Consider the following 21,438-nt stretch of genomic DNA (forward strand, 5'->3'; position numbering starts at 1 on the left):
ATAAATGATAACCGTTATCAACGATCAGATGGGGCGTTCCGACTTGATAATTCTTATCATTTAGATTCAAATGACAAGCCAAGCGACATCCGTCGAACCTTCCGTCAGAGCAAAGATATCGTCATGCCGCTGATCGCTGCAGCCTCTTGCCAGCATACCTCCCGCGACCTCCTGGCCTACGGCGAGCGCTACGGCATCCACTACCGCTTCCCTACCCTGCCTACGAATGCCGCTGAGCAAGCTGTGCTTCGTGGACGCATCTTCGAACTCACTCCGGCAACCGGCATGCAACTAGTCGCCTCGGATATCGAAGTGCTGCAGCGTTACGATTCCCGCTCCCGTCGTGCCGCCCCACTTTCGATCATCGCCATGCTCGAAGGTCGTGCCGACGTTGCCCTGGGCCAGCAGCGGCTTGACTTCACCGCCGGCATGGCGCTGAGCGTAAGGCTGCATGAGCGCGAAGGACTGCGGGCCGTACAACCTCCCCACCAGCGCATACGTGCCCTGACCTTGGCCTTGGACACACCGCGCCTGACCGAGGCGCTGGGCGGAAAATTGCCTTCGACTGATTCGAACCTGCATGCCTGGTCGCTGCCATCCGGCTTGCAGCAACTGCTGGAGCAAGCCTTGAGCTCCCCTCTCGCCGGCGTGGCATCGCGGCTGCAGTGGGAGGGCCTGTCACTTCAACTTCTGGCCCATGGCCTACCGCCGGGGCTCGACGCACCAGCCGTCCGGTTCTCTCCGGGCGAATGGCAACGTCTGGAGCGGGTTCGTGAACAGTTGCAGGCTTGCCCTGACCAGCCGCATAGCCTGGCAGCACTGGCCGAGCTGGCCTCGATGAGTAGCGCCACCCTGCGTCGTAAGTTTCAGGCGGCATATGGCTGCTCAGTCTTTGATTACCTGCGCGAGCGGCGTCTCGAACTCGCACGCGAAATGCTGCTGCAGGGTCATGCGGTCGAGCGTGCGGCGCAGTCCGCCGGCTATCTCCATGCCAGCAATTTCACTACTGCCTTTCGCCAACGCTACGGCTACCCGCCGAGTTCCCTTCATCGTCCTGCTTGAGCCTCACTCAGAGAAAATTGAGCAATGCCCATAGGACAAGCCTCTCCGGATAAGGAATAATTCTCATTACCTAATGAGACATCTTCCGCTGAGGGAATTTCATGCCGACGCCCCACCCACTGGCACTGGCCATCTCGCTCGTGTCCGCCCTTGTCGTGGCCAACGCCCAAGCCCAGCAGCCTCAGGCCGGGCGCACCAATGCGCTGGAAACTCTGACCGTTACCGGTCAAGCCGCCACCAAGACCGAAACGCCGTTCAACGAAACGCCCCAGGCCACTTCCACCATCGAGCACGAAGAGTGGGAAGCGCGCGGCGCCAGCACCGTACAGCGGGCCTTGGACTATAGCCCCGGCGTGTTCACGAACCAGGTTGGCGCCTCCAACCGCTTCGACTACCTGGTACTGCGCGGCTTCTCCGACGGCAGCCTGAGCAATACCTTCCTCGACGGCCTCAAGCTGATGGGCGACACCAACTCGCACAGCTCGATGACCATCGATCCCTGGTTTCTCGACAGCATCGAGGTGGTACGCGGGCCGGCATCGGTACTCTATGGCCAGGCTTCGCCGGGTGGAGTCGTTGCCCTCACCAGCAAGCGCCCGCAGTTCCAGCACGGCGGCGAGCTACGCCTTTCTGCCGGCAACAACGCTCAGCGCAGTGCCGCCTTCGACGTGACGGGTCCGCTGGGCGAGCAGCAGCGCGTCGCCTACCGCATCGTAGGTCTGGCGAGAGCCGCCGATACCCAGTTCGGCCCCATCGAGGAGGAGCGCTACGCCATTGCACCATCGCTGACCTGGGACATGAGCGACACCACCAGCCTGACACTGAAGGCCTACCTGCAGCAGGATCCTGAAGGCGGCTATCACGCAGGCCTGCCCTATGAAGGCACGGTGGTGGATCGCAATGGGCGGCGCATCGCCAATGGCTTCTTCGAGGGCGAGGATGAGCACGACCGCTACCAGCGCACCCAACGCATGCTGGGCTACGAGCTGGAACATCGCTTCAGCGAAGCCTGGACCGGTCGGCAGCGCCTGAACTATCTCAATTCCGACGTGGTGCTCAATCAGGTCTACGCATACGGCTGGGCGCCCGGCAGCGACAGCGAGCTGATCCGCTACTACTCCGGTGCCGACGAGTCGCTGGAAGCCTGGACGCTGGACAACCAGCTCGAGGCCAATCTTTCCACCGGTTTCCTCGACCATACCGTACTGGTCGGGGCCGACTACCAGCGCCGCGACAACCAGGTAAGCTGGCCATCGGGCGCTTTCCCCAGTATCGATGCCTTCGACCCGCAGTACGGCGCCGAACCGATCGCCATGTATGCCCCTCTGCGGGAAAACCACGAACTCCGGCAGACCGGCCTCTACTTGCAGGATCAGCTGGCCTTCGGCAACTGGCGGCTGACCCTGGGTGGTCGCTATGACTGGGTCGACATTGCCAACACCAACCGGGATAGCGGTGACACCAGCACCCTCGACGATACCCAGTTCAGCGGTCGTGCCGGCTTGCTCTATCTGTTCGACAACGGCATCGCCCCCTACGTCAGCTACTCCACCGCCTTCACCCCGACCAGCTTCGTCGATACGGAAAACGACCTGCTCCCGCCAATGGAGGGCAGGCAACTCGAGACCGGCCTGAAGTATCAGCCGGCGGGCACACAGGATCGCTACAGCGTGGCGCTGTTTCGGATCAACCAGGAGAACGTGGCAACCAAGGAGCAGCCTACCGACCCCTACCGCGCCGTGGGCGAGATCGAATCCGAGGGCCTGGAACTGGAGGCCTACACCCACCTGACCGACAATCTGCGCCTGCAGGCGAGCTACAGCTATACCGACATCACCTACAAGCGCAGCGACGATGGCAACCAGGGCAACCGCGCCATCTACGCGCCGCGCCACCTAGCCAGCCTGTGGGGGCATTACACATTTCAGAGCGGTGCGTTGGCCGGGCTCGATGCGGGACTGGGGATACGCCACTACGCCGACATCCAGGCCGACCGGGCCAATACCGCCGAAGTGCCGGAATACACGCTGGTGGACGCCACCCTGGGCTACGACCTCGGCCGTGTCGGACTCGACGGTATGAGTGCACGCCTCAATGTCACCAACCTCACCGACGAAGAGTACGTCGCCTCCTGTAACTCACTCGAATTCTGCTACTTCGGTGCAGAGCGAGGAGTGCTTGGAACGCTGAGCTACGCCTTTTGATCCCCTCCACCTCCTGATAGCTGAAGCGACACTGCCGGCAGTAGGCCGGCAATGTCGCAGCCCCGCCAACGTCTGACCGAACCTCACCACGCTTCGTTGACTCATTCGAGCGAAGCTTCTAATATCGCGAACGATAAATATTATTATTAAGTTTAAAATTAACATCACAAGGGATACTAATGTCCATCTCACCCATTTTCTGGCGACGCTGCGGTTCGGCAGCCCTCGTATCGCTGGCCGGAACCAGCTTCGTCGCACTCGCTCAAACCGGCGCAAACGACGTCGTCGAGCTCGAGACCGTCGAAGTCGTCTCGGATGCCATCGTCGCTCCCGACTACCTCGAACTGGAGCGCGAACCCAACGTCGGCAAGATGGACGTTTCCGTGCAGGAACAGCCCTACTCGATCTCCGTCATCGACGAAGGTTTTATTCGCGATTCCGGCGCCAAGTCGATCCAGGACGCTCTGCTCTACACCTCAGGCGTTCATGCAGGCAACTTTGGCTTCGATACTCGCATCGATAGTGCAAAAGTTCGCGGCGTGGATGCAGGCCGCTACCTGGATGGACTGCGCCAGAATTATGGTTGGTACAACAGCGTGCGCACCAACGTGTACGCATTGGAGAGCATCGAGGTACTGAAGGGGCCTTCCTCCATGCTCTATGGTCAGGGCGATCTCGGCGGCATCATCAATGCCGTCTCCAAGCTGCCCCAGGAAGCACCCGGTGGCGAAATCTGGGCTCAATATGGCACCTTCAACCGCAAGCAGCTGGCCCTGGACCTCACGGGGCCCGTGGATGAACAAGGCGAGTTTCTCTACCGCCTCGTCGCCCTGGGGCGCGACAGCGATACCCAGGTGGACCACGTACAGGACGACGGCTACTTGCTGGCACCTTCCTTTACCTGGCGGCCTAGCGAAGATACGGACATTACGCTGCTCTTGAATCGTCAGGAAAACAAGGGCCAGGTTTCTGCCCAGTTTCTACCGCAAGCAGGCACGCTGGATCGGGGCTCTCGGGGCTATATCGGTTCCGAGAGATTCGTCGGCGAACCCGGCTGGGATCGATATGATCGCGAAAAGACAGAGGCAACCCTGTTCCTCGATCACCGCTTCACTGATGACTGGACGCTCTCGGCTACGGCTCGCTACACCCGCTCCAGCGCAGACACCCGCGAGCATTGGGCCACCATACCCAGCGTACCGGATGCCAACGGAGAAGTACCGAGAACCATCTACACAGTCGACAGGAGCACTCGCATCCTAAACCTCGACGCCCGCCTGAAGGGTGAAGTCGATCTGGGCGCCACCCGTCACCATCTACTGCTGGGTATTGATCGGCAAGACGCACGCTGGGAAGAAGACAACTATTTCTACGGCTATGGCCTGGGTGGAAACATCAACGTCTATGATCCGCAGTATGGCAATCTCAATGCGGACGTCATCACGCCTTCAGACAGGCCCGATAACGAAATAGAGCAGATCGGCGTTTATCTGGCCGACCACATCGAGATAGGACCCGTCGTGATTTCCGCCGGCCTGCGCCATGATTGGGCGGAAAATCGCACCCTGGCGGTTACCGGACCCGATACCGCAAGCCAAGATGAGGCCACGACAGGCAGGCTCGGCGTAATGTATCGCTTCGAGAACGGCTTCTCCCCCTACGTCAGCTACGCAGAATCCTTCAGCATGAACCTGGGCACCGATGGAACGGCAGCGGCGAATTCGCTCGAGCCGACGACCGGTGACCAACAGGAGGTCGGGTTCAAATACCTTTCACCCGATAGATCGCTGGGAATCACTGCCGCCTACTTCGATATCACCCAGCAAAACCGGATCAGCGACGGGCAAACTCCCGGTGGAGCGGAGCAAACCGGGGCAGTTATCGATGGCTGGGAGCTCCAGCTCAACAAGCGCTGGGACAGCTTTGAAACCCAGGTGGCCTATACCGACCTGAATGCACGCGACGACGCCACCGGCGACCGCCTGTCCAGCGTAGCGGAACGACAGGCCTCCTGGTGGAATCGGCTCTACATCGGCAATAACTGGCGTATCGGTGCGGGTGTCCGCTACGTCGGCGACAGCGTAGGCTCGGCGGGCGCCCCTCTGATTCCTTCCGTGACGCTCTATGACGCCATGGTGGGCTACACCTTGGGCAACTGGGACTTCTCGGTGGATGCCAAGAACCTTGCCGACGAGGAGTACGTTTCCTGGTGCCGCTCCGATGGCGCCGATTGCGGCTATGGCGATCGACGAAGCGTGACCGCGAACGTGAGATATCAGTTCTAAAAGCACCATTCTCAAAAGTGCAACACCCGGCCATAAGGCCGGGTGTTGCATTACCGCGCAGAATGACTTACCAGCGGTAGCTGAGGCTGCCGATCACGCTGCGCGACTCGCCGTAGTAGCACCAGAAGTTGGCTTCACAAGAGGCGACATAGGCTTCGTCGGTCAGGTTGTTGACGTTGAGTTGTGCCCGCCAATGGTCATCGAAGTCATAGGCGACCATCGCATCGAACAGGGTGTGGCCAGAAACGTCGAGATCACCTCCTACGCTGGAGCCCACGTGCCGAACACCGCCCCCCAGTTGCAGACCGCTGAGCGCACCCTGAGCGATAGCGTAATCCAGCCAAGTGGCGACCTGATGGCGTGCAACGAGATCCTTGCGGCGATCCTCTTCGGTTCGTGCATCGGTGTAGGTATAGGCTGCAGTAATACGTAGTTCGTCGCTCAGCTGGACCTGGCCTTCAAGCTCGAGACCTTGCGAACGCTGCTCCCCTTCCTGTACTTGGAAACCACCCGGCGAAGTCACCAGGCCATTGCTTTCCTTGAGATCGAAGAGTGCAGCCGTAATATAGCCGTCCCACTCCGGCGGCGAGATCTTCACGCCCAGTTCCCACTGCTCTCCTTCACGGGGCTCGTAGAGTTCGCCGGCATCATCCAGGCGCGCCAAGGGATCGAAAGACTCGGTATAACTCAGATAGGGATTGATCCCATGCTCCCCCAGATACATCAAACCACCGCTCCAGGAGACATGATTATCATCGGAGCGCTCTGTCAGTCCGGAAGTGCGGTTGGCATTCTCGGTTTCCGCCTGGTCATAGCGCACTCCGCCCAGTAGCACCCAGCGATCAGCCAGGCGCAGCTGGTTCTGAAGATAAACGCCGGTCTGCTGCTTATCGATATCACGCTCGATTCGCTGGCTGACATCGATCGGCGTGAAGTTGCCGTACACGGGATCGAATACATCGATGATCCCGAAGGCAAAGTCGTCGGCTTCACGCCCCTTCAGCTTGAGATCCTGGTAGTCGATGCCGAGCAACAGCGTATTCTCGAAGCCATCGCCGAACCAATTGCCGAGCATGCGGTTGTCGACGGTCCAGCTCTCGATGTTGCCATCACGATGTGTATGGCCCTGCCCCGCTTCACGCGGATTCATCATGCCCAGCGCGTAGCTGCTACGCAGCAGCAGGTCCAGTTCGCTGTAACGCAGGTTCTGCTCGAAGCGCCAAGTTTCGTTGAACCTGTGCTCCAATTCGTAGCCCAGCGCCCACTGAGTGCGCTCGTTGGTGTCGTAACCGGGCTGGCTGAGATTGGTGTGTCGATCGATCTTGCCGAAGGGCGTGTCCTGAACGGTACCATAGGGTGGCTTGAACGGATTGACGGGTGCCGCATCGTCCTTCTGCACGCTGGCAAGCACCGTCAACGTGGTGTCCTCACTGAAGTCCACCGCCAGGCTCGGGGCGAAGTAATAGCGCTCGTTACTGGTATGATCGAGGTCCCCATCACGCTCCTTCCAGGTACCGACCAGCCGATATCTCACATCACCCGACTCGGTGACCGGCCCGGAGCTGTCGACGCCGACCTGGCGATGGTCGCGGTTACCGAGCTGCAGATCGACGCGCCCCTGGGGCTCAGCGGTCGGCCGCTTGCTGACGGCGTTGATCAAGCCTCCTGAAGGCGCCTCGCCATAGAGAATCGACGAGGGTCCTTTGAAGACCTCTACCCTCTCCAAACCGTACGGCTCAGGCAACCACTGGTAGAAGCCCTCGCGATACAGGCGTAGCCCATCCTGATACGTCGAGTGATTGAAGCCACGCACCTGAAGCCAGTCGGTATCGTTGTCCGATCCGTAATGCCCGGAAAGCACGCCAGCTCGGTAGCGGAAGGCCTCGTCGAGCTGTTGCACATTGCGCGTCTCGAGCTCCTCCCGATCAACCAGGGAGACGGGGCGCGGCGTCTCGACCAGTGGCGAGGCCACCTTCAAGGCGGCGCCAACAACAACCAGAGTATCCGTTTCCAGGGTGTCCTCTTGGGCAAGCGCCTGCGGCGCCATGCCGATCAGGACGCCCCCTATCGTGAGGCCGAGTGCGAGTCGCCCCGCCTCAGCCAGTGCGGTCGGCTGGGAGCAAGGAAGAAGGTTGGACATGCGAGAGTGTCCTCTGAGTGCTTGTGGGAGGAAGACAGCGGAACAGCATCGCTTCACGCCGATGACAATCGATGACAAATAGCATCACAAATCATACATCCTGATTTGTTATTTGAAAAATTAAATGCAAACCATTATTGTTTCCGCGCCTGGACATAGCTCTGCGTGGTCGTCAAGGCGACGACTGGACAACCCAACAGCAAGCAAGGGAACGACATCCAATGACCCACAAGACGCATATCGCCTGGCTGGCGCCGGTGATGCTTGGCTCCACCCTGCCGGGATTGGCCTTTGCCCAGACCAGTAGCGACGAGCCCGGCGCCTCACGCGATCTCAACCCGCTGGTGATCACCGCCACCCGCAATCGTAGCCAAGCCGGCGAAACGCCTCAGAAGGTCACCGTCATCACCCGCGAGCAGATCGAACAGCAGCTTGCCGTTACCCGCGACCGCGGACAGATCCTGGGTAATCTCATTCCCGGTTATTCTCCCAGCCGGCAGAAGATGACCAATTCTGGCGAAACCTTCCGCGGCCGTGCCCCGCTCTACATGATCGATGGCGTGCCGCAATCCACGCCCATTCGAGACAGCGCCCGTGAGGGCTATACCATCGACCTCGACATGGTCGAGCGCATCGAGGTGATTCACGGTGCCAGCGCCGAGCACGGCCTGGGCGCCACCGGCGGCATAATCAACTTCGTCACCAAGCGCGCCGAAGGCGGCGGCATCGATCATCACGTCTCGAGCCAGATCACGTTTGACGACGAGCTCGACTCCGAGGGGCTTGGCCATCGGCTGGGCTATCGCCTCAGCGCCCAGCGTGGCGACTGGGATTTCCTCGGCGGAATTACTCGCCAGGAACAGGGTATCTTCAGAGATGGCAGCGGACGCAACGTCGGCATCGACCCGATTCAGGGTGAGATCCAGGATTCGACCAGCTATGACCTGTTCGCCAAGCTCGGCTACTGGATCGATGACGACCAGAGCCTGGAGTTTTCTCTCAACCGCTTTGAGCTGGAGGGAGACAACGACTATGAGCCCGTGGTGGGGAATCGAGCGGATGGCCTCCCGACCAGCGCCGAGCGCGGCACGCCGGATGGCGAAGCGTCTTACAATGAATCCACTACCGCCCAGCTCACCTACCGTCACGGCGACTGGTTCGGCAACGAACTGGATGCCAAGGTCTATCACCAGCGTTTCCGCGCCCAGTTCGGCCCACATCCCACGGCCTTTCCCTATCAGGATGCCCAGGGCAACACCCGGCTCGATCAGACTCGGAACGAGTCCGATAAGCTGGGCGCCAAGTTCACGCTGAGCCGCGACGGCCTGTTCAACGACCGCGTGTCGCTGGCGACCGGCGTCGACCTGCTACAGGATGATACCCAGCAGAGGCTGGTACAGACCGATCGCAGCTACGTACCCGAGACCCAGTTCAACAATGCCGCTGCCTTCCTGCAGGGTTCGCTGCAAGTATTCGAGCCGCTGACGCTGCACGCCGGCGTTCGCTACGAGCATGCCCAGCTCGATGTCGATACCTACCAGACCGTCGACAGAAACGATGTCCAACAGGACGCAGTCACCGTTGAAGGCGGCAAGCCGAGCTTCGACGAGACGCTGTTCAATTTCGGGTTGGTCTATCAGGTCACTGATTCGGCACAACTGTTCGCCAACTATTCCGAAGGCTTCGGCATGCCAGACGTCGGCCGGGTGCTCCGCGGCATCTCCAGCGAAGGACAGTCGGTCGATACTCTGCTGGAGTTGAGCCCCATCGTCACCGACAACCGAGAGGTCGGTACCCGCTTCGATTGGGGGCGTGCACGTCTGGAGCTGAGTTACTACGAGTCGGACTCCGACCTGGGTGAACGCCTCCTGCAGGACGACAGCGGCGTATTCGTCGGCAATCGGGAGAAGACCGAGATCCGTGGCGTGGAGCTTGCCGGTGAATTCGACGTGACCGATACCCATGGCCTGCGCCTTACCTATGCTCGTAATCGGGGCAAGTCGGACACCACCGGTGATGGTCGGGTCGATACCGAGCTTACCGGTCTCAATATCGCCCCGGAACGCCTCACCTTCGGTTGGAGTGCCGGTTGGAGCGATGACCTCTCGACCCACCTCCAGGCAAGTCACTTCTTCAATCGAGACTTCAACGACCAGGAAAATCCCGACCTGCGTCGCTTCAACGGCTACACCCTGCTGGATGCCTCGCTCGGCTATCGCCTGCCCGTGGGTCGGCTCTCCCTGGGTGTCGAAAACCTCACCGACAAGGAATACATCACCTACTATTCTCAAACCGCCCGCCCCGGTGACGATCAGTACTTCGCCGGCCGCGGCCGCACTTTCACACTCGGCTACCAGCTCGACTTCTGATTCCTCGTCCTGAAGCGGACCTGGCTTACTGTTTGGCGGCGCCTTGGCGCCGCCTTTTTCGTTGTTGACCTTACTTAGTCTCAGCGCCACCACTCGGGATGGGCAGCCATGACTTCCCGCCGACGCTCAGCTTCCCGCGCCTGCTTGTCGAGTACGGGCGCCAGCAGCGCCTCGGCGCGTGCCGGGGTGAGTGCGAAGAGGCCATCGTCGTCGCCGACGATCAGGTCGCCCGGCGCAATCGCCACGCCATCGATGGCCACCGGCACGTTGACTTCGCCCTCGAGCTCCACGGCGCGAGTGGTCAGCGGGCTTGATCCACGCGAATAAATGGGCAGCCCCAGCCGCACGAGTTCGGCCGTATCGGTCACTCGTCCCGAGGTCACCACGCCGGCCAGTCCCTTGCGCAGGGCCGCATAGGTACGCAGCTCGCCCCAGCAGGCGCGCCGCTCATCGCCGGCAACATCGATCACCAGCACGTCCCCGGGTTCGGCCATTTCCAGTGCCTGGCGGATCACGCTGCCATCGAGATGCGGGATGCGCACCGTCAGGGCACTGCCCAGCAGCCGTGTGGGATGGTGCAGAGGCATGAGGTCGGTGATGGCACCCAAGTCGGTAAAGTGACCCAGTGTGGAAGTCGCAACCTCGCGATAGCGGGCCAGCAACTCGGACGAAGCGCCCGACACCCGAGGGCGAATATCGAACATGCTCGAGACTCCTTGTCTCCGTCTGGCACCTAGCTTCGCCAGCGGTATAGCAGATAGATGAAGAACGGTGCGCCGATACCGGCGACGAAGATGCCCGCCGGCAGGTCCCGGGGCAGGAAGGCAATCCGACCGAGCAAGTCGGCATGCAGCACGATCATCGCACCGCTAAGGGCTGACACCGGCACCAGGCCGGTATGGCCACGCACCGACAATCGCCGCGCGATATGCGGGGCAAGTAGACCAACGAAGCTCAGCCCGCCGGCAAAGGCCACCGCTGCGCCGGCCAACGCCACGGATAGCAACAGCAGGGCCAGGCGACTACCCTGCAGCGTCGTGCCGAGACCGACGGCCAGATCGTCGCCCAGCGCCAGGACATCCAGGCGACGCGCCAGTACCAGCGCCAGGGGCAAGCCCACCAGCGCCCAGGGGGCCAGCCCTGTCACCTCCCGCCACTGAGCGGCATAGAGGCTTCCGGTCAGCCATACGTAAGCCTGCATCGCCGTGGTATCGGCGGCGAGCACCAGCACCAGCGTGGTGCCCGCACCGAGTGCAGCGGCCATGCCGATGCCGATCAATACCAGGCGTGCCGGGGTCACCCCACGCCCGGTCAGGGCGACGATGGCCAGCGCCACCAGCAGTGCGCCGCACAGTGCCGCCAGAGGCAGCCAGGCTTCCCCAAGTGCCGTGCCGCCCAGCGCCAGGAAGCCGACCGCCGCCAGCGAGGCGCCACCGGTGATGCCGATCACATCTGGCGAGGCCAAGGGGTTGCGCACCAGCCCCTGCAGCAGCAGCCCGGCCACCCCCAGGCAGGCACCGACGAGGATCGCCAGCACCACCCGGGGCAGGCGGATCTCATGGACGATCAGAGCGATGTCGCTGCGCTCGGGGACCAGCAGCGCTTCCAGCACCGCCCCAGGCGATGTCGCCTGACTCCCCAGGCTCAGCGAGGCCAGGGCACTAGCCGCGAGAATCAGGGTCAGCAGCAGCGTCACCACCAGGGTGCGGCGCTCCAGACGCAGGGAAATTCGCCCTCCGGCTGTGCGTGCGACAACGGGAGGACTCATGGCACCAGGCTCCGGCGGCGTGCGAGATAAAGAAAGAACGGCGTCCCGAGCAGCGCCGTCATCACCCCCACCGGTACCTCCTGGGGTGGCATGAGGAAGCGCGCCAGGGTGTCGGCACCCAACAGCAGGCCGGCACCGAGCAGGGCACAGCCGGGCAGCACCCAGCGATGGTCGCGGCCGAACAGGGCGCGCACCATGTGCGGAACGATCAGCCCGACGAAGCCGATCATGCCGGCCAGCGCCACCGAACTTCCCGCCAGCACGATGACCACGGCTCCCGCCAGAAGCCTGACCCGGCCGGTCCGCTGGCCCAATCCCTTGACCACCTCGTCATCCAGCACCAGCAGGTTGAGCTGGCGCACCAGCAGCAGGCAGACGCCGGCGGCGGCCAGGAAGAACGGCAGCAGCGGCAGCAACATGTCCAGGCTGCGCCCCGCCACCGAGCCCGCCAGCCACAGCAGCAGACTCTCGAAGCCCTCCTGGTCAACGATCAGGAGCCCCTGGGCCAGCGAGACGAACAGGGCCGTGACCGCCACGCCGCCCAGCACCACCCGCACCGGCGAGAAGCCACCATCGCGCCCACGTCCCAGCAGTGCGACAAGTAGCGCCGCTACCAGAGCGCCGAGAAAGGCCACCCAGGCCAGCGCCAAGGGTGAGCGCAAAGCGAAGGCGCTGCTCGCCACCACCACGAAACACATGGCGCCGGCATTGATGCCGAGAATGCTCGGCGCCGCCAGGGCGTTGCGCGTCAGCGTCTGCATCAGGGCGCCGGCTACCGCCAGGCTGGCACCCACCACGGCGGCGATCAGCGCGCGGGGCAGGCGCTCGGTACGCAGGATCAGGTGTTGCACCGATCCTGGGTCGGGCGCGAGGAAGGCTTCCATGAGGGTGCCCGGCACAATCGTAGTAGCGCCCAAGGCCAAGCTGGCCAGACCGGCAACAAGTGCCAACAGCACCCCTGCCATCAACCCGAGCAGCCTGGCCGAAGGGGTGGTCAGCATGTCCCGCTCTCTCCTTGGCGCGCGGCGTCGTGCAGTTCGTAGTGGTCGTAGAGTTCGTCAAGCAGCCGATGTGCGGCCAGGATGCCGGCACCCATGCTCCAGATCACCGGATCGACGTAGTAGACCTGCTCCCGCTCGACCGCATCGAGACTCTGCCACAATGGATGCGCCGTCCACTCGCGATGCAGCTCGGCCACCGCCGCATCGTCGCGCATGAAGACGAAGATCGCATCGGCATCCAAAGCCGGCAGGGTTTCACGGCTGACCAGCTTGATGCCCCAGCCGCTGCCCTGCTGCCCAGTCGGGCGCAGGAATCCCAACTCATCGAGGACGCTTCGGGCAAAGCCGTCGTAATAGAGGCGTACATGATCGCCGCGAAAACTGACCACCGAGACCCGCTGAGGCCAGGCGTCGCCCAGCCGGGCTTCGGCACGACATCGGAAGTCGGCGACGCGTTCCCGCCAGTCGGCAAGTAGCGCCTGGGCCTCGGCTTCGCGACCGGTTGCCTCGCCCATCAGCTCGAGCATGGCCTCGAAGTCATGGGCGCTGTCGGCAATCACCGTCGGTGCGATACGCGACAGCAGCGGATAGACCCCGGCATGGCGATAGCGAGCCCCCACGATCAGCTCGGGCGCAAGCCCCGCCACCGCTTCCAGGTCCGGCTGGGTCTCCAGCCCCAGGTAGCGCACGTCCGCAGGTAGCTCGTCGCGCAGGTAGCGATACATGGGGCGCTCGAGCCACGACTCGACCACCCCTATCGGCTCGATCCCCAGCGCCAGCGCGGTATCGGTGGCGCCCTGGTAGAGCGTTACGATACGTTGCGGTTGACCCGTGATGCGAGCCTCGCCCAGGGCGTGTTCGACGCTGCGTGCTGCCTCGGCGTGTGCCGCCAGGGTCAGGCAGTTCGACAACAGCATCAAGACGGTGAAGCGACGGCAGATGCGCAAGAAGAGCATGAGAATCATTCGTTACCGGAGTCGGCGACCTTTATACAGGTTCGGCATCGACAACGCACGTGACGTCCCGCTCCTGCCTGTGCAATTCCAAGATGTGGAACGGGTTGGGCAGGCTCGACTTGCCCGATGGCATGCTGCCTGGCACCCCCTGCTGTTCGAACAGCGGTCGCAGCACACACTTCAACGGCCAGCGCGGCGCTTCGAACAATACGGCGTGCAGGGTACGCCGCTGCTCGTCGTCGAACGGCAGCGCCGCTATCCGCGCTTCCAGGCGAGCGCGCATCTCCTGCCATAGCCGCGCCTCTGCCAAGCCAAGGTGTGCATGGTGCCGTGTCAGGCTCTCGACGATGGCCATCAGGTTGACCTGCACGCCCAGGGTCTGGAGATAGAACAGCAGGTCCTCCGACGTCTCGTTGTAGAGGCTGTTCGAGTAGCCCGGGCGAATGTGATATCGAGGGTCATCAATGCCATGGCGGTCGAGCCACGGACGATGCAGGCGCACCGAGTCGTGATCGCGCAGCAACAGCCCGTCGAAGCGACCATCGCGGCATACCAACACAGCGTTCTGGCCATGGATCTCGGGCATCAACCCCAGGCGATAGAGGCGCAGTGCGATATCGAAGAAGGTGTCGCACACATCGCCGAACAGTGCTATCGCTGCCGCCTCGGTGTCGCTCCAGCCACGCAGTTGCCGCAAGGGGTCGAAGGGGTGCTCGCCGGCACTCGCCATCTGGACGCTCGATACGCCCAGCGCCGCCATCGGCACCAGGCGCACCGAGGGGTCATCCAGTAGAGCCGCCGGATACTCCCGTGCCAGTGCCCCCAAGTGGCGGGGTGGGTCGTCGAACAGCCCGCTACCCTGCGGCAGGTAGGACCACCAACGGCGCTCGTCGCACAGGTACAGCCGTGCCTGGAGCTCCGGATCCCGTGCCTTGGCCTGCTCGAGCAGCGTCTGGCCTCGCTCGCCGTTGATCAGCTTGACCGCCGGCAGGTAGCGAGCGGCCCCCAGCGAGAAAACCGCCATCGGCAGCTTGAGGTGGAAGCGGCTCTCGTCCAGCGGCGACAGCGAGCGCAGCGAGGAAGTTGCCGTGTAGTCGCCGACGGCCGTCGTCAGTGCCACTCCCTCCCCTGCCTCCAGCATGGCAGCGAGATGACGTGGCAAGCCGTGCTCGAATTGCCAGGGATGCACCGGCAGCGCCATGTAACGGTGAGGGTCCAGGCCGCGCCTTTCCATCTCCTCTTCCAGCTTGCTGCGCTCAGCGACATTCAGCAGCATATCCGTCGGTTCCAGGGCCCCGGGCGCCGCCCCGCTTCCGGCTGTCAGGCAGTCTCGCCGCATGGCCAGCCAGCGCATGCGGATGGTCTGTGCAAACTCCGCCGCATAGTGGCGATGCCCTTCCTCATCCAGCCCCTCCTTGGCCTTGGCCAGCGGATGGAAGGGTCGATCGCGTAGAGCGGCACGACGCTCGAGGGTGCGCAGGCTCGCTGCCGCGGTGTGCCTCTGCGGCATGTCCAGCGGCGCCGCCTCGGCGATGGACTGGCGGGTCTGCCACAGGGTGGTGAGCAACAGCCGGCGAACGTTGGCCACCCCCGGCTGTTGGCGCTGAGCGTCGTTCAGGCAGTGCTTCACCACGAGCTCGAGCAGCTCGGCCGGCGCCAGGCGCCACCAGGTGGCGAGGGTGCCATCGTCACGGTAGCTCGCCGCGAACACACCGGCTGTCGCGACATGCCGGTGCGGCGGCAGTATCGCGCCACGCAGCGGAATCAGCACCGCCTCCCCCGTCTCGCGCGCCGTCCACCAGCGCAGACACTGTACCCCTCGCGGCCAGGCCAGGGCGTCAGGCAGCGTATCGGACGCCGGCCAATCGACGTCCTGGTCGTCAAGAAAGCCTTCGGCCAGCAGCGTGTCGACGAGATCGCCCAGCAGGCGCGCCTCGGCAAGGCGCCCTGCCTCGGCCAAATCCGCATCGGTCGGTGAAGAAAACGCAGTCATCGGACAAGCTCCTTGTCGTCGTGGCAATCGTCGAGGTAGAGATGCCGGGGATGGGGGTGGCCCAGGAAATCGTGATGGGAGATGGTCCAGCCGTAGGCGCCGGCACGGTGGAAGAGCACCAGATCGGCGACCCTCAGCCGTGGCACAGTCACTTCCCGGGCCAGCACGTCCTTCGGCGTGCACAGTTCGCCGGCCAGGGTCACGCGCTGGGCATTGAGCTCAGGACGTGGGAAGGGATAGGGCCACAGCTGGCGTGGCAGCACCTCGAAGGGATGGTCGTGCTGCCAGGAAGCGGGCAAGCGGAAGTGATGAGTGCCGCCACGCAGGATGGCGAAGTGGCGCCCATGGCTCTGCTTGAGATCGATGACTTCGGCAACGTAGTAGCCGCAGAAGGCAGCGATGTAGCGCCCCGGCTCGAACAGCAGTTCCGCCCCGGGCAGCGGGTCGGCGGCGAACAGTGGGCGCAGTGCGTCGACGAAGGCCGCCCAGTCGAAGTCCGGGCGCTCGTCGTAGGAGACGCCAAAGCCGCCGCCGGCATCGACGCAGCGTATCTTCAGGTCGAAGCGTTCGGCCCAGGCGCGCACTCGCGCCAGGTAGGTGGCTACCAGCCGCGCATGCAGGCGAGCATCGAGATTGTTGGAGATCGAATGCATATGGAAGCCGTCGAGCCGCAGCCCCGGGCTGCGCCGGGCCGCCTCGATCGCCTCCTCCACCTGCGGCTCATCGATGCCGAACTGGGTGGCCCGCCCGGCCATGGTGACGGTGGCCTCGGGCAGTGCGTCGTGCAGGTTCACCCGCAGCAGGATCGGCACCACCCTGCCGCGTCGCTCGGCAATAAGATTGAGCCGGCGCAGTTCGTGCAAACTCTCGACGTGAATGCGCTCCACGCCGAGGGTGAGTGCCTCCTCGAGCTCTGCATCCTTCTTGCCGGGGCCGCCGAAGATCACCGGCGCCGAGTCACTGACCTCGCGGATACGGCGAATCTCGCCGATCGAGGCGGCTTCGAACCCCGCCACCAGGGGCGCCAGGGTTTCGATCAGGCGCCGGTCGGGATTGGCCTTGACGGCGTAATAGAGCCGGCAGGGCTGCGGCAGGTCCGCCAGCATGGCGCTGACGTGCTCGCGCAGCGCCGCCAGGTCGTAGACAAAGGCACAGACAGGTTCGCGCGTACCGACGGGAGCCGGCTCGCCGAGTGCCGCCAGGCAACGCCTGACCGCCGACGAGGGCGGGCTCCAGGGCGCCCGGGGCAGGATCTTGGCCACGCTGGTCATGGGCTCGTCTCCTCACGATAGGGGGCCAGCTTTGCTTGCAGGGCACGAAAGGCCGTGCCGCGTTCGTCGCCCAACACAAAGGCGTGCACGCCCCGCTCGCGCCAGTAGTCGCGCCGCGCGGCACTGCGAGGGATCGCGCAGAACGGCACCTCGGCGCAGCGACAGGCCGCTTGGATAAGGTCCAGCGCCTCGCGTACCTCCGGCGCCTCGGTCTGCCAGGGCAGGCCCAGCGACTGCGACAGGTCTGCCGCACCCTCGAGTACCATGTCCACCCCGGGTACCTGCAGGATGGCCTCGAGGTTCTCCACCCCTTCCAGGCTCTCGATCATCGGCACCAGCATCAGCTCGTCATTGGCCCGTTGCAGGTAGTCGACCAGGTCGTCGGCACCGAAGCGCCCCGGGCGGCCACTGTTCATGCCGCGCCGCCCCAGTGGATGGAAGCGCAGGCATTCGTTCAGCGCCTGCAGGGGTTCGGGGCCGCGCACGTCGGCCAGCACGATCCCCCGGGCGCCGCCATCGAGCAGCGGCACCACGATGCCCGGATCGGGGCGCGACACCCGCACCAGCGCGGTGAGCCCGGCGAGTTCCGCGGCGCGCAGCATGTGCTCCAGGGTCTCGGGGTTCACCAGGGTGTGCTCGGTATCGAGGATGACGAAATCGAAGCCGGCCTGGCCGATCATCTCGACGGTCACCGCCGTGGGGATCGAGGCGAATAGGCCAAGCACCGTCTCGCCTCGCGCCAGCCGCCGCTTGAGTTCATTGGGCGTCAACATCGGCTCTCCTCAGGCGCCTGGCCGGTAGGGATACAGCGGGTTGTCACGGGTGGCGAAGCGCTTCTCGGCGTCGCCGAACAACCGACGCTTGGTCAATTCCTCGATGCTCACCGTGGGCGCGAAGAGATCGAACAAAGCGAAGCGCGGCTCCAGCGCGGGATGCGCGGTCTGGTAATCCCGGATGACTTCCGCGGTCATCTCCCAGAAGCTGGCCTCCGGCAGGTCGTAGTGCTGCTCCAGGCACAGGCAGAGCTCGGTGAGGGCTATGAAGACGAAGGCGTCGTAGGTGAAGTCGCGCACCTCGTCGGCACTTTCTGTCTGGATGTAGGAGTTGCGATTGACGGCAGCGTGGCTGGCCGGCTCCGGCACCAGGCAGGGCGCGCGTTCGGGCTCGGCCAGCAGCGCCGGGCTGTAGCGCACCCCGTCGTGGAAGTCCTTGAGCGCGATGCGCTCGGGCCAGCCGTCGCGATGGATCAGCAGAATGTTCTGGCCATGAGACTCCAGGCCGATACCGTGGGCGTAGAGCAGGTGAATCAGCGGCGTCACCGTGACCTCGAGCAGCCGCCGGGCCCAGGCCGCCACGCCATGGTGCCGTACCCAGCCGTCGAGCATCGGTGTCCCCGAGGCGGCGAGCTGGGTCAGGCCGTTGAAGGCCAGCGCGCGCTCGCCCGGATACAGGTAACGGTGCAGGCTCTCGCGCCACACGGCGCCCAGGGTACCGTAGGCCAGGCTGCGCTGAGGCTCGGCCAGGCGCGAGGCGTCATAGGCCACCCCCAACACCTCACGCAGAATGACGACGCCGCACTCGCGCGCCGCTTCGTCACGCGTCACCAGGTCATGCAACCAATCGCTGATGCGCGCGCTGTTCTCCACGGTATGGGCAGCCAGGATACGGCTGGTGGAGGTGTTGACGATGCTCAACGCGAGCTTGAGGTTGGCCCGCCGGGGCCGGCTGGTATTGGCCAGGGTGCGGATCGACTGCTGGGCCAGGTAGGCGTCGTCGCCCGTGCCCAGGTAGCAGAGCCGCCCAGCGGCCAGCTCGGCCTGGAAGGTGGGCAGGATGACGTGGCTCCACTGCCAGGGATGCACCGGCAGGAACACGTAGTCCTGCGGGCGCCGTGCCGACGCGACGAGCAGGCGCCGAAAGCGCGCCAGCGTCGCCTCGCCCAGCTCCTCTCGCAAGAAGGCACCGAGGTTCAGCGAAGCCGATAGCGAGACCCGGCAATGCTCACGGGCCACGGCCAGCCAGACCGGCCGGACGTCCTGGCGGAACTCGGGGCCATAGGCCGCGTTGTCGGCAAGCGTGAAACCGAGCCGGGACTTGTAGCTCGGATGATAGGGATGGCCCTCCTGCAGCCACCCTTCCCAGGCATCATGGTCCCACGCAAGGTCGGGGCTGGTCGGCATGCCGCTCAATATCCGCGACTGGGCATCCTTGAGCAGGGTCTGCTGCAGCTCTTCCAGCAGGTAGGGCAGGCGCTCTGCGGGAACCACCGTAGCCATCACCTCGGCCATGAAGCCGGCCAGGGTCGCCTCCTGCCGATGGTCGTCCGCATCGCGGCGCTGAACGGGCCGCAGCGCCAGGCGCACCCTACCGAAGCTGGCCTTGCGCGCGCCCCAGGCGGTATAGCTCACCTCACGCCCCTGGACGTCACGCCCCGTCAGCGAGAAGGCGCACTGCTCACCAGGCCCGGTTGCCTCCTCGACGGCTGGCAGGACCGCTTCGAACAGCAAGCCCTGGATGAACTGGCGCAGCACCCGCTGCTGCACGCGCACGTACTCCGGCGACGAGGGGAGTTGCCCGAGGTCGAAGCTCGTTTGCGGGGATCGTAGGGTCGCTTCCATGTGGTCATCCAACTCGCTTGATGGGGTTGACGATATCGACGAACAGCGGACTTGCACCCCGCTGCCGGAAGCAGCTGAGCAGATTGGCCTTGGCCGGCCAGTGGTCTGCCTGAAGCAGGTCTTCGGCGTAAGCCGCAAGGCGTGAGTCCCCCGCTTCGCGCAGTCGCTCCAGGCAGTCGCCCACCTGACGCCAGAAGCGCCCCTCGTCGACGCCAAGGTGAGTTGCCAAGGCGTTTACCACGCCTCCAAGATGATTGACGAAGAAGTAGTACTGCGTGCGCCGCCAGGCGACCTCCGGCGAGTAGAGCAGCGGGCTGTCCGTCGCGATGCCGAGCGAAGGCCACACCGGCAGGCGGGTGACCCGCTCGCGGTCCAGGCTCACACCCTCCAGGTCGCGTACGTAGAGCGTGGAGGGCCAGCCCCGCTCCAGCCGCAGCAGACTGTTCTGCAGATGAGCCTCGAAGCTGACGCCGGTGCGCGCCAGAATCTCGAGAATCGGTACCAGCGAGACCTCCAGATAGGCCGCGAACCAGCGCTTCAGGTCCACCTCGCCGCCTGCCCCCTGGCGAATCGCCGCTATCAGCTTGGGCTCCGCCTCGCCGGGGTAGGGTTCCAGCAGTGAGGCGAGCACGCAGGCATGCTGTGCCTCGACCGGCATGGGCCGATAGATCACCGTGAAGGCAGCAGCGCGATGGCTGTCCAGCGCCGGATGCCCCGGGTCCAGGGTGCGATAGCCGGTCTCCATCACCACCTGGAAGGCGTCGCTCTCCAGCTCATCGCGAAGACGATGAATGAGCCGCGCGGCGTCCAGCGTACGGCGCGACTGCTCCAATGTGTTCTCACGGATCAGATTGGTGATGCGTACCTGTAGTGGCAGCTTGTAGCCTTGGCCGGTCTCCGGCACCCACACCGAACGCACCGAGGAGGTGGGATAGGCCAGCGGCCCTTGAGCGCCGAGGTCGACGAGCAGCCCCTCCTCCAGCAGCAGGCGAACATCCGGCTGACCCAGCAGGTAACCCGCCTGCCAGGGATGCATGGGGAGCAGGACATAGTCGGCGTGGCGCTCACCGAGCCGTTGCCGGGCCGCTTCCAGCACCTCATCCGCCATTCCGTCGTCGGGCCCATCGAGCCATGCCTCCACCAGCAGGTCGCGGCGCACGGCCAGGTAGTGCAGCTGGAAGCGGGCACCGCGCTCCGGGCTGTAGTCGTCGAAGGCGCGTCGCTCCACGCCCTGGGAGCACTTGGGGAAGGGATGGAACGGGTGGCCTAGGTAGAGCGACTGTTCGGCGGCGATGAAATCCAATGCCTCCGCCGGCGCACTGCCCTGACGGTGATGGAAGTCGTCGAGATGCGCCGCCATCCGGGTAAAGCTGTTGTTGATCTTGTCGCGCATGTCCCACAGCCGCAGCTCGTGGGTATTGTCGACCGCCGGCTCACTCAGCGATTCCAGCAGCCGCTGAATGATGTCCTGCATGTCGAGAGGCACCACCCTCCCCTGATCGTCGTGCAGGTAGAAGGCCGCACCATAGCGATGCTGTCCCGACAGGGAGAAATCGCGCAGCGTGCCGATCAGCTCACCTGCGGGCAACCTCACGCGAAAGGGCTCACCGACGTCGAGCAGCGATGCCCCCAGGCCGGTCTCGTCATGACGCGGATCGTGGCATCCCGTCTCACGCAGGTAGCTGTTGAGCAGCGCACGCAGGGTGGTCTCCTTGGCCTGAAGATGGCTGCCATAAGAGGGACAGCTCGCGTGTGGAGTCGGCATCGTGGC

General features: G+C 64.0%; 14 protein-coding genes. 4 read left to right on the plus strand and 10 right to left on the minus strand.

The features are described 5' to 3' along the window. The first annotated feature begins 123 nt into the window (after positions 1-123). The 3 genes from ACRWQA_RS13165 to ACRWQA_RS13175 all read left to right on the plus strand — a co-directional run bounded on the left by ACRWQA_RS13165 (position 124) and on the right by ACRWQA_RS13175 (position 5,551). Positions 124-1,062 (plus strand): helix-turn-helix transcriptional regulator, encoded by a 939-nt coding sequence (locus ACRWQA_RS13165; RefSeq protein ID WP_434232227.1) that lies wholly within the window; start codon positions 124-126, stop codon positions 1,060-1,062. Positions 1,063-1,163: 101 nt separating this feature from the next. Then, a complete protein-coding gene (locus tag ACRWQA_RS13170) occupies positions 1,164-3,266 on the plus strand; it encodes a TonB-dependent siderophore receptor (RefSeq protein WP_263583451.1) in 2,103 nt (700 codons plus the stop codon). A 179-nt stretch (positions 3,267-3,445) separates the two neighbouring features. Beyond that, positions 3,446-5,551 carry a TonB-dependent siderophore receptor gene (locus ACRWQA_RS13175; RefSeq protein WP_434232231.1) on the plus strand — a complete coding sequence of 702 codons (2,106 nt, stop codon included), beginning with the start codon at positions 3,446-3,448 and terminating at the stop codon, positions 5,549-5,551. 67 nt (positions 5,552-5,618) lie between these two features. On the opposite strand, the gene ACRWQA_RS13180 is transcribed toward ACRWQA_RS13175, so the two are convergent. Further along, a complete protein-coding gene (locus ACRWQA_RS13180) occupies positions 5,619-7,598 on the minus strand; it encodes a TonB-dependent siderophore receptor (RefSeq protein ID WP_263583944.1) in 1,980 nt (659 codons plus the stop codon). Positions 7,599-7,912: 314 nt separating this feature from the next. Here ACRWQA_RS13180 and ACRWQA_RS13185 point away from each other — a divergent pair, with 314 nt between their 5' ends. After that, entirely contained in the window at positions 7,913-10,060 is a 2,148-nt protein-coding gene (locus tag ACRWQA_RS13185) for a TonB-dependent receptor (protein ID WP_263583448.1), read from the plus strand. A gap of 80 nt (positions 10,061-10,140) precedes the next feature. Here the strand turns inward: ACRWQA_RS13185 and ACRWQA_RS13190 are convergent, their stop codons facing one another. Genes ACRWQA_RS13190 through ACRWQA_RS13230 form a run of 9 tightly spaced genes read right to left on the minus strand, consistent with a single transcriptional unit; the run spans position 10,141 to position 21,432 of the window. Further along, the gene (locus ACRWQA_RS13190; protein WP_263583447.1) at positions 10,141-10,764 is read right to left on the minus strand and encodes an RraA family protein; all 624 of its coding nucleotides are present in this window, start codon (positions 10,762-10,764) and stop codon (positions 10,141-10,143) included. A gap of 29 nt (positions 10,765-10,793) precedes the next feature. Then, the gene (locus tag ACRWQA_RS13195) at positions 10,794-11,828 is read right to left on the minus strand and encodes a FecCD family ABC transporter permease (protein ID WP_434231949.1); all 1,035 of its coding nucleotides are present in this window, start codon (positions 11,826-11,828) and stop codon (positions 10,794-10,796) included. After that, complete coding sequence (locus ACRWQA_RS13200) at positions 11,825-12,829, minus strand: FecCD family ABC transporter permease (protein ID WP_434231951.1); 1,005 nt, start codon at positions 12,827-12,829, stop codon at positions 11,825-11,827. The genes ACRWQA_RS13195 and ACRWQA_RS13200 overlap by 4 nt, the downstream gene beginning before the upstream one ends. Beyond that, complete coding sequence (locus ACRWQA_RS13205; protein ID WP_263583444.1) at positions 12,823-13,785, minus strand: ABC transporter substrate-binding protein; 963 nt, start codon at positions 13,783-13,785, stop codon at positions 12,823-12,825. The genes ACRWQA_RS13200 and ACRWQA_RS13205 overlap by 7 nt, the downstream gene beginning before the upstream one ends. Positions 13,786-13,816: 31 nt before the next feature. After that, positions 13,817-15,778, minus strand: a complete 1,962-nt coding sequence (locus ACRWQA_RS13210; protein ID WP_434231955.1) for an IucA/IucC family protein — start codon at positions 15,776-15,778, stop codon at positions 13,817-13,819. Continuing rightward, positions 15,775-17,049 (minus strand): type III PLP-dependent enzyme, encoded by a 1,275-nt coding sequence (locus ACRWQA_RS13215; protein ID WP_263583442.1) that lies wholly within the window; start codon positions 17,047-17,049, stop codon positions 15,775-15,777. Before ACRWQA_RS13215 ends, ACRWQA_RS13210 begins: the two co-directional genes overlap by 4 nt. Next, on the minus strand, positions 17,046-17,822 hold the full coding sequence (locus tag ACRWQA_RS13220) for an HpcH/HpaI aldolase family protein (protein WP_263583441.1): 777 nt from the start codon (positions 17,820-17,822) through the stop codon (positions 17,046-17,048). Before ACRWQA_RS13220 ends, ACRWQA_RS13215 begins: the two co-directional genes overlap by 4 nt. Before the next feature lie 9 nt (positions 17,823-17,831). Further along, positions 17,832-19,667: an IucA/IucC family protein gene (locus ACRWQA_RS13225; RefSeq protein WP_263583440.1), complete on the minus strand. Its 1,836-nt coding sequence runs from the start codon at positions 19,665-19,667 to the stop codon at positions 17,832-17,834. A 4-nt stretch (positions 19,668-19,671) separates the two neighbouring features. Continuing rightward, positions 19,672-21,432 carry an IucA/IucC family protein gene (locus ACRWQA_RS13230; protein ID WP_263583439.1) on the minus strand — a complete coding sequence of 587 codons (1,761 nt, stop codon included), beginning with the start codon at positions 21,430-21,432 and terminating at the stop codon, positions 19,672-19,674. Positions 21,433-21,438: the final 6 nt, after the last annotated feature.

The sequence above is a fragment of the Billgrantia sp. C5P2 genome, from assembly GCF_051062895.2.

Bases quoted from the DNA above. Each gene is read 5' to 3' on its own strand.
- ACRWQA_RS13185 (WP_263583448.1), top strand. From the start codon at position 7,913: ATGACCCACAAGACGCATATCGCCTGGCTGGCGCCGGTGATGCTTGGC.
- ACRWQA_RS13195 (WP_434231949.1), bottom strand. From the start codon at position 11,828: ATGAGTCCTCCCGTTGTCGCACGCACAGCCGGAGGGCGAATTTCCCTG.
- ACRWQA_RS13205 (WP_263583444.1), bottom strand. From the start codon at position 13,785: ATGCTCTTCTTGCGCATCTGCCGTCGCTTCACCGTCTTGATGCTGTTG.
- ACRWQA_RS13215 (WP_263583442.1), bottom strand. From the start codon at position 17,049: ATGACCAGCGTGGCCAAGATCCTGCCCCGGGCGCCCTGGAGCCCGCCC.
- ACRWQA_RS13230 (WP_263583439.1), bottom strand. From the start codon at position 21,432: ATGCCGACTCCACACGCGAGCTGTCCCTCTTATGGCAGCCATCTTCAG.
- ACRWQA_RS13220 (WP_263583441.1), bottom strand. From the start codon at position 17,822: ATGTTGACGCCCAATGAACTCAAGCGGCGGCTGGCGCGAGGCGAGACG.
- ACRWQA_RS13200 (WP_434231951.1), bottom strand. From the start codon at position 12,829: ATGCTGACCACCCCTTCGGCCAGGCTGCTCGGGTTGATGGCAGGGGTG.
- ACRWQA_RS13210 (WP_434231955.1), bottom strand. From the start codon at position 15,778: ATGACTGCGTTTTCTTCACCGACCGATGCGGATTTGGCCGAGGCAGGG.
- ACRWQA_RS13190 (WP_263583447.1), bottom strand. From the start codon at position 10,764: ATGTTCGATATTCGCCCTCGGGTGTCGGGCGCTTCGTCCGAGTTGCTG.
- ACRWQA_RS13225 (WP_263583440.1), bottom strand. From the start codon at position 19,667: ATGGAAGCGACCCTACGATCCCCGCAAACGAGCTTCGACCTCGGGCAA.
- ACRWQA_RS13175 (WP_434232231.1), top strand. From the start codon at position 3,446: ATGTCCATCTCACCCATTTTCTGGCGACGCTGCGGTTCGGCAGCCCTC.
- ACRWQA_RS13170 (WP_263583451.1), top strand. From the start codon at position 1,164: ATGCCGACGCCCCACCCACTGGCACTGGCCATCTCGCTCGTGTCCGCC.
- ACRWQA_RS13165 (WP_434232227.1), top strand. From the start codon at position 124: ATGCCGCTGATCGCTGCAGCCTCTTGCCAGCATACCTCCCGCGACCTC.
- ACRWQA_RS13180 (WP_263583944.1), bottom strand. From the start codon at position 7,598: ATGGCGCCGCAGGCGCTTGCCCAAGAGGACACCCTGGAAACGGATACT.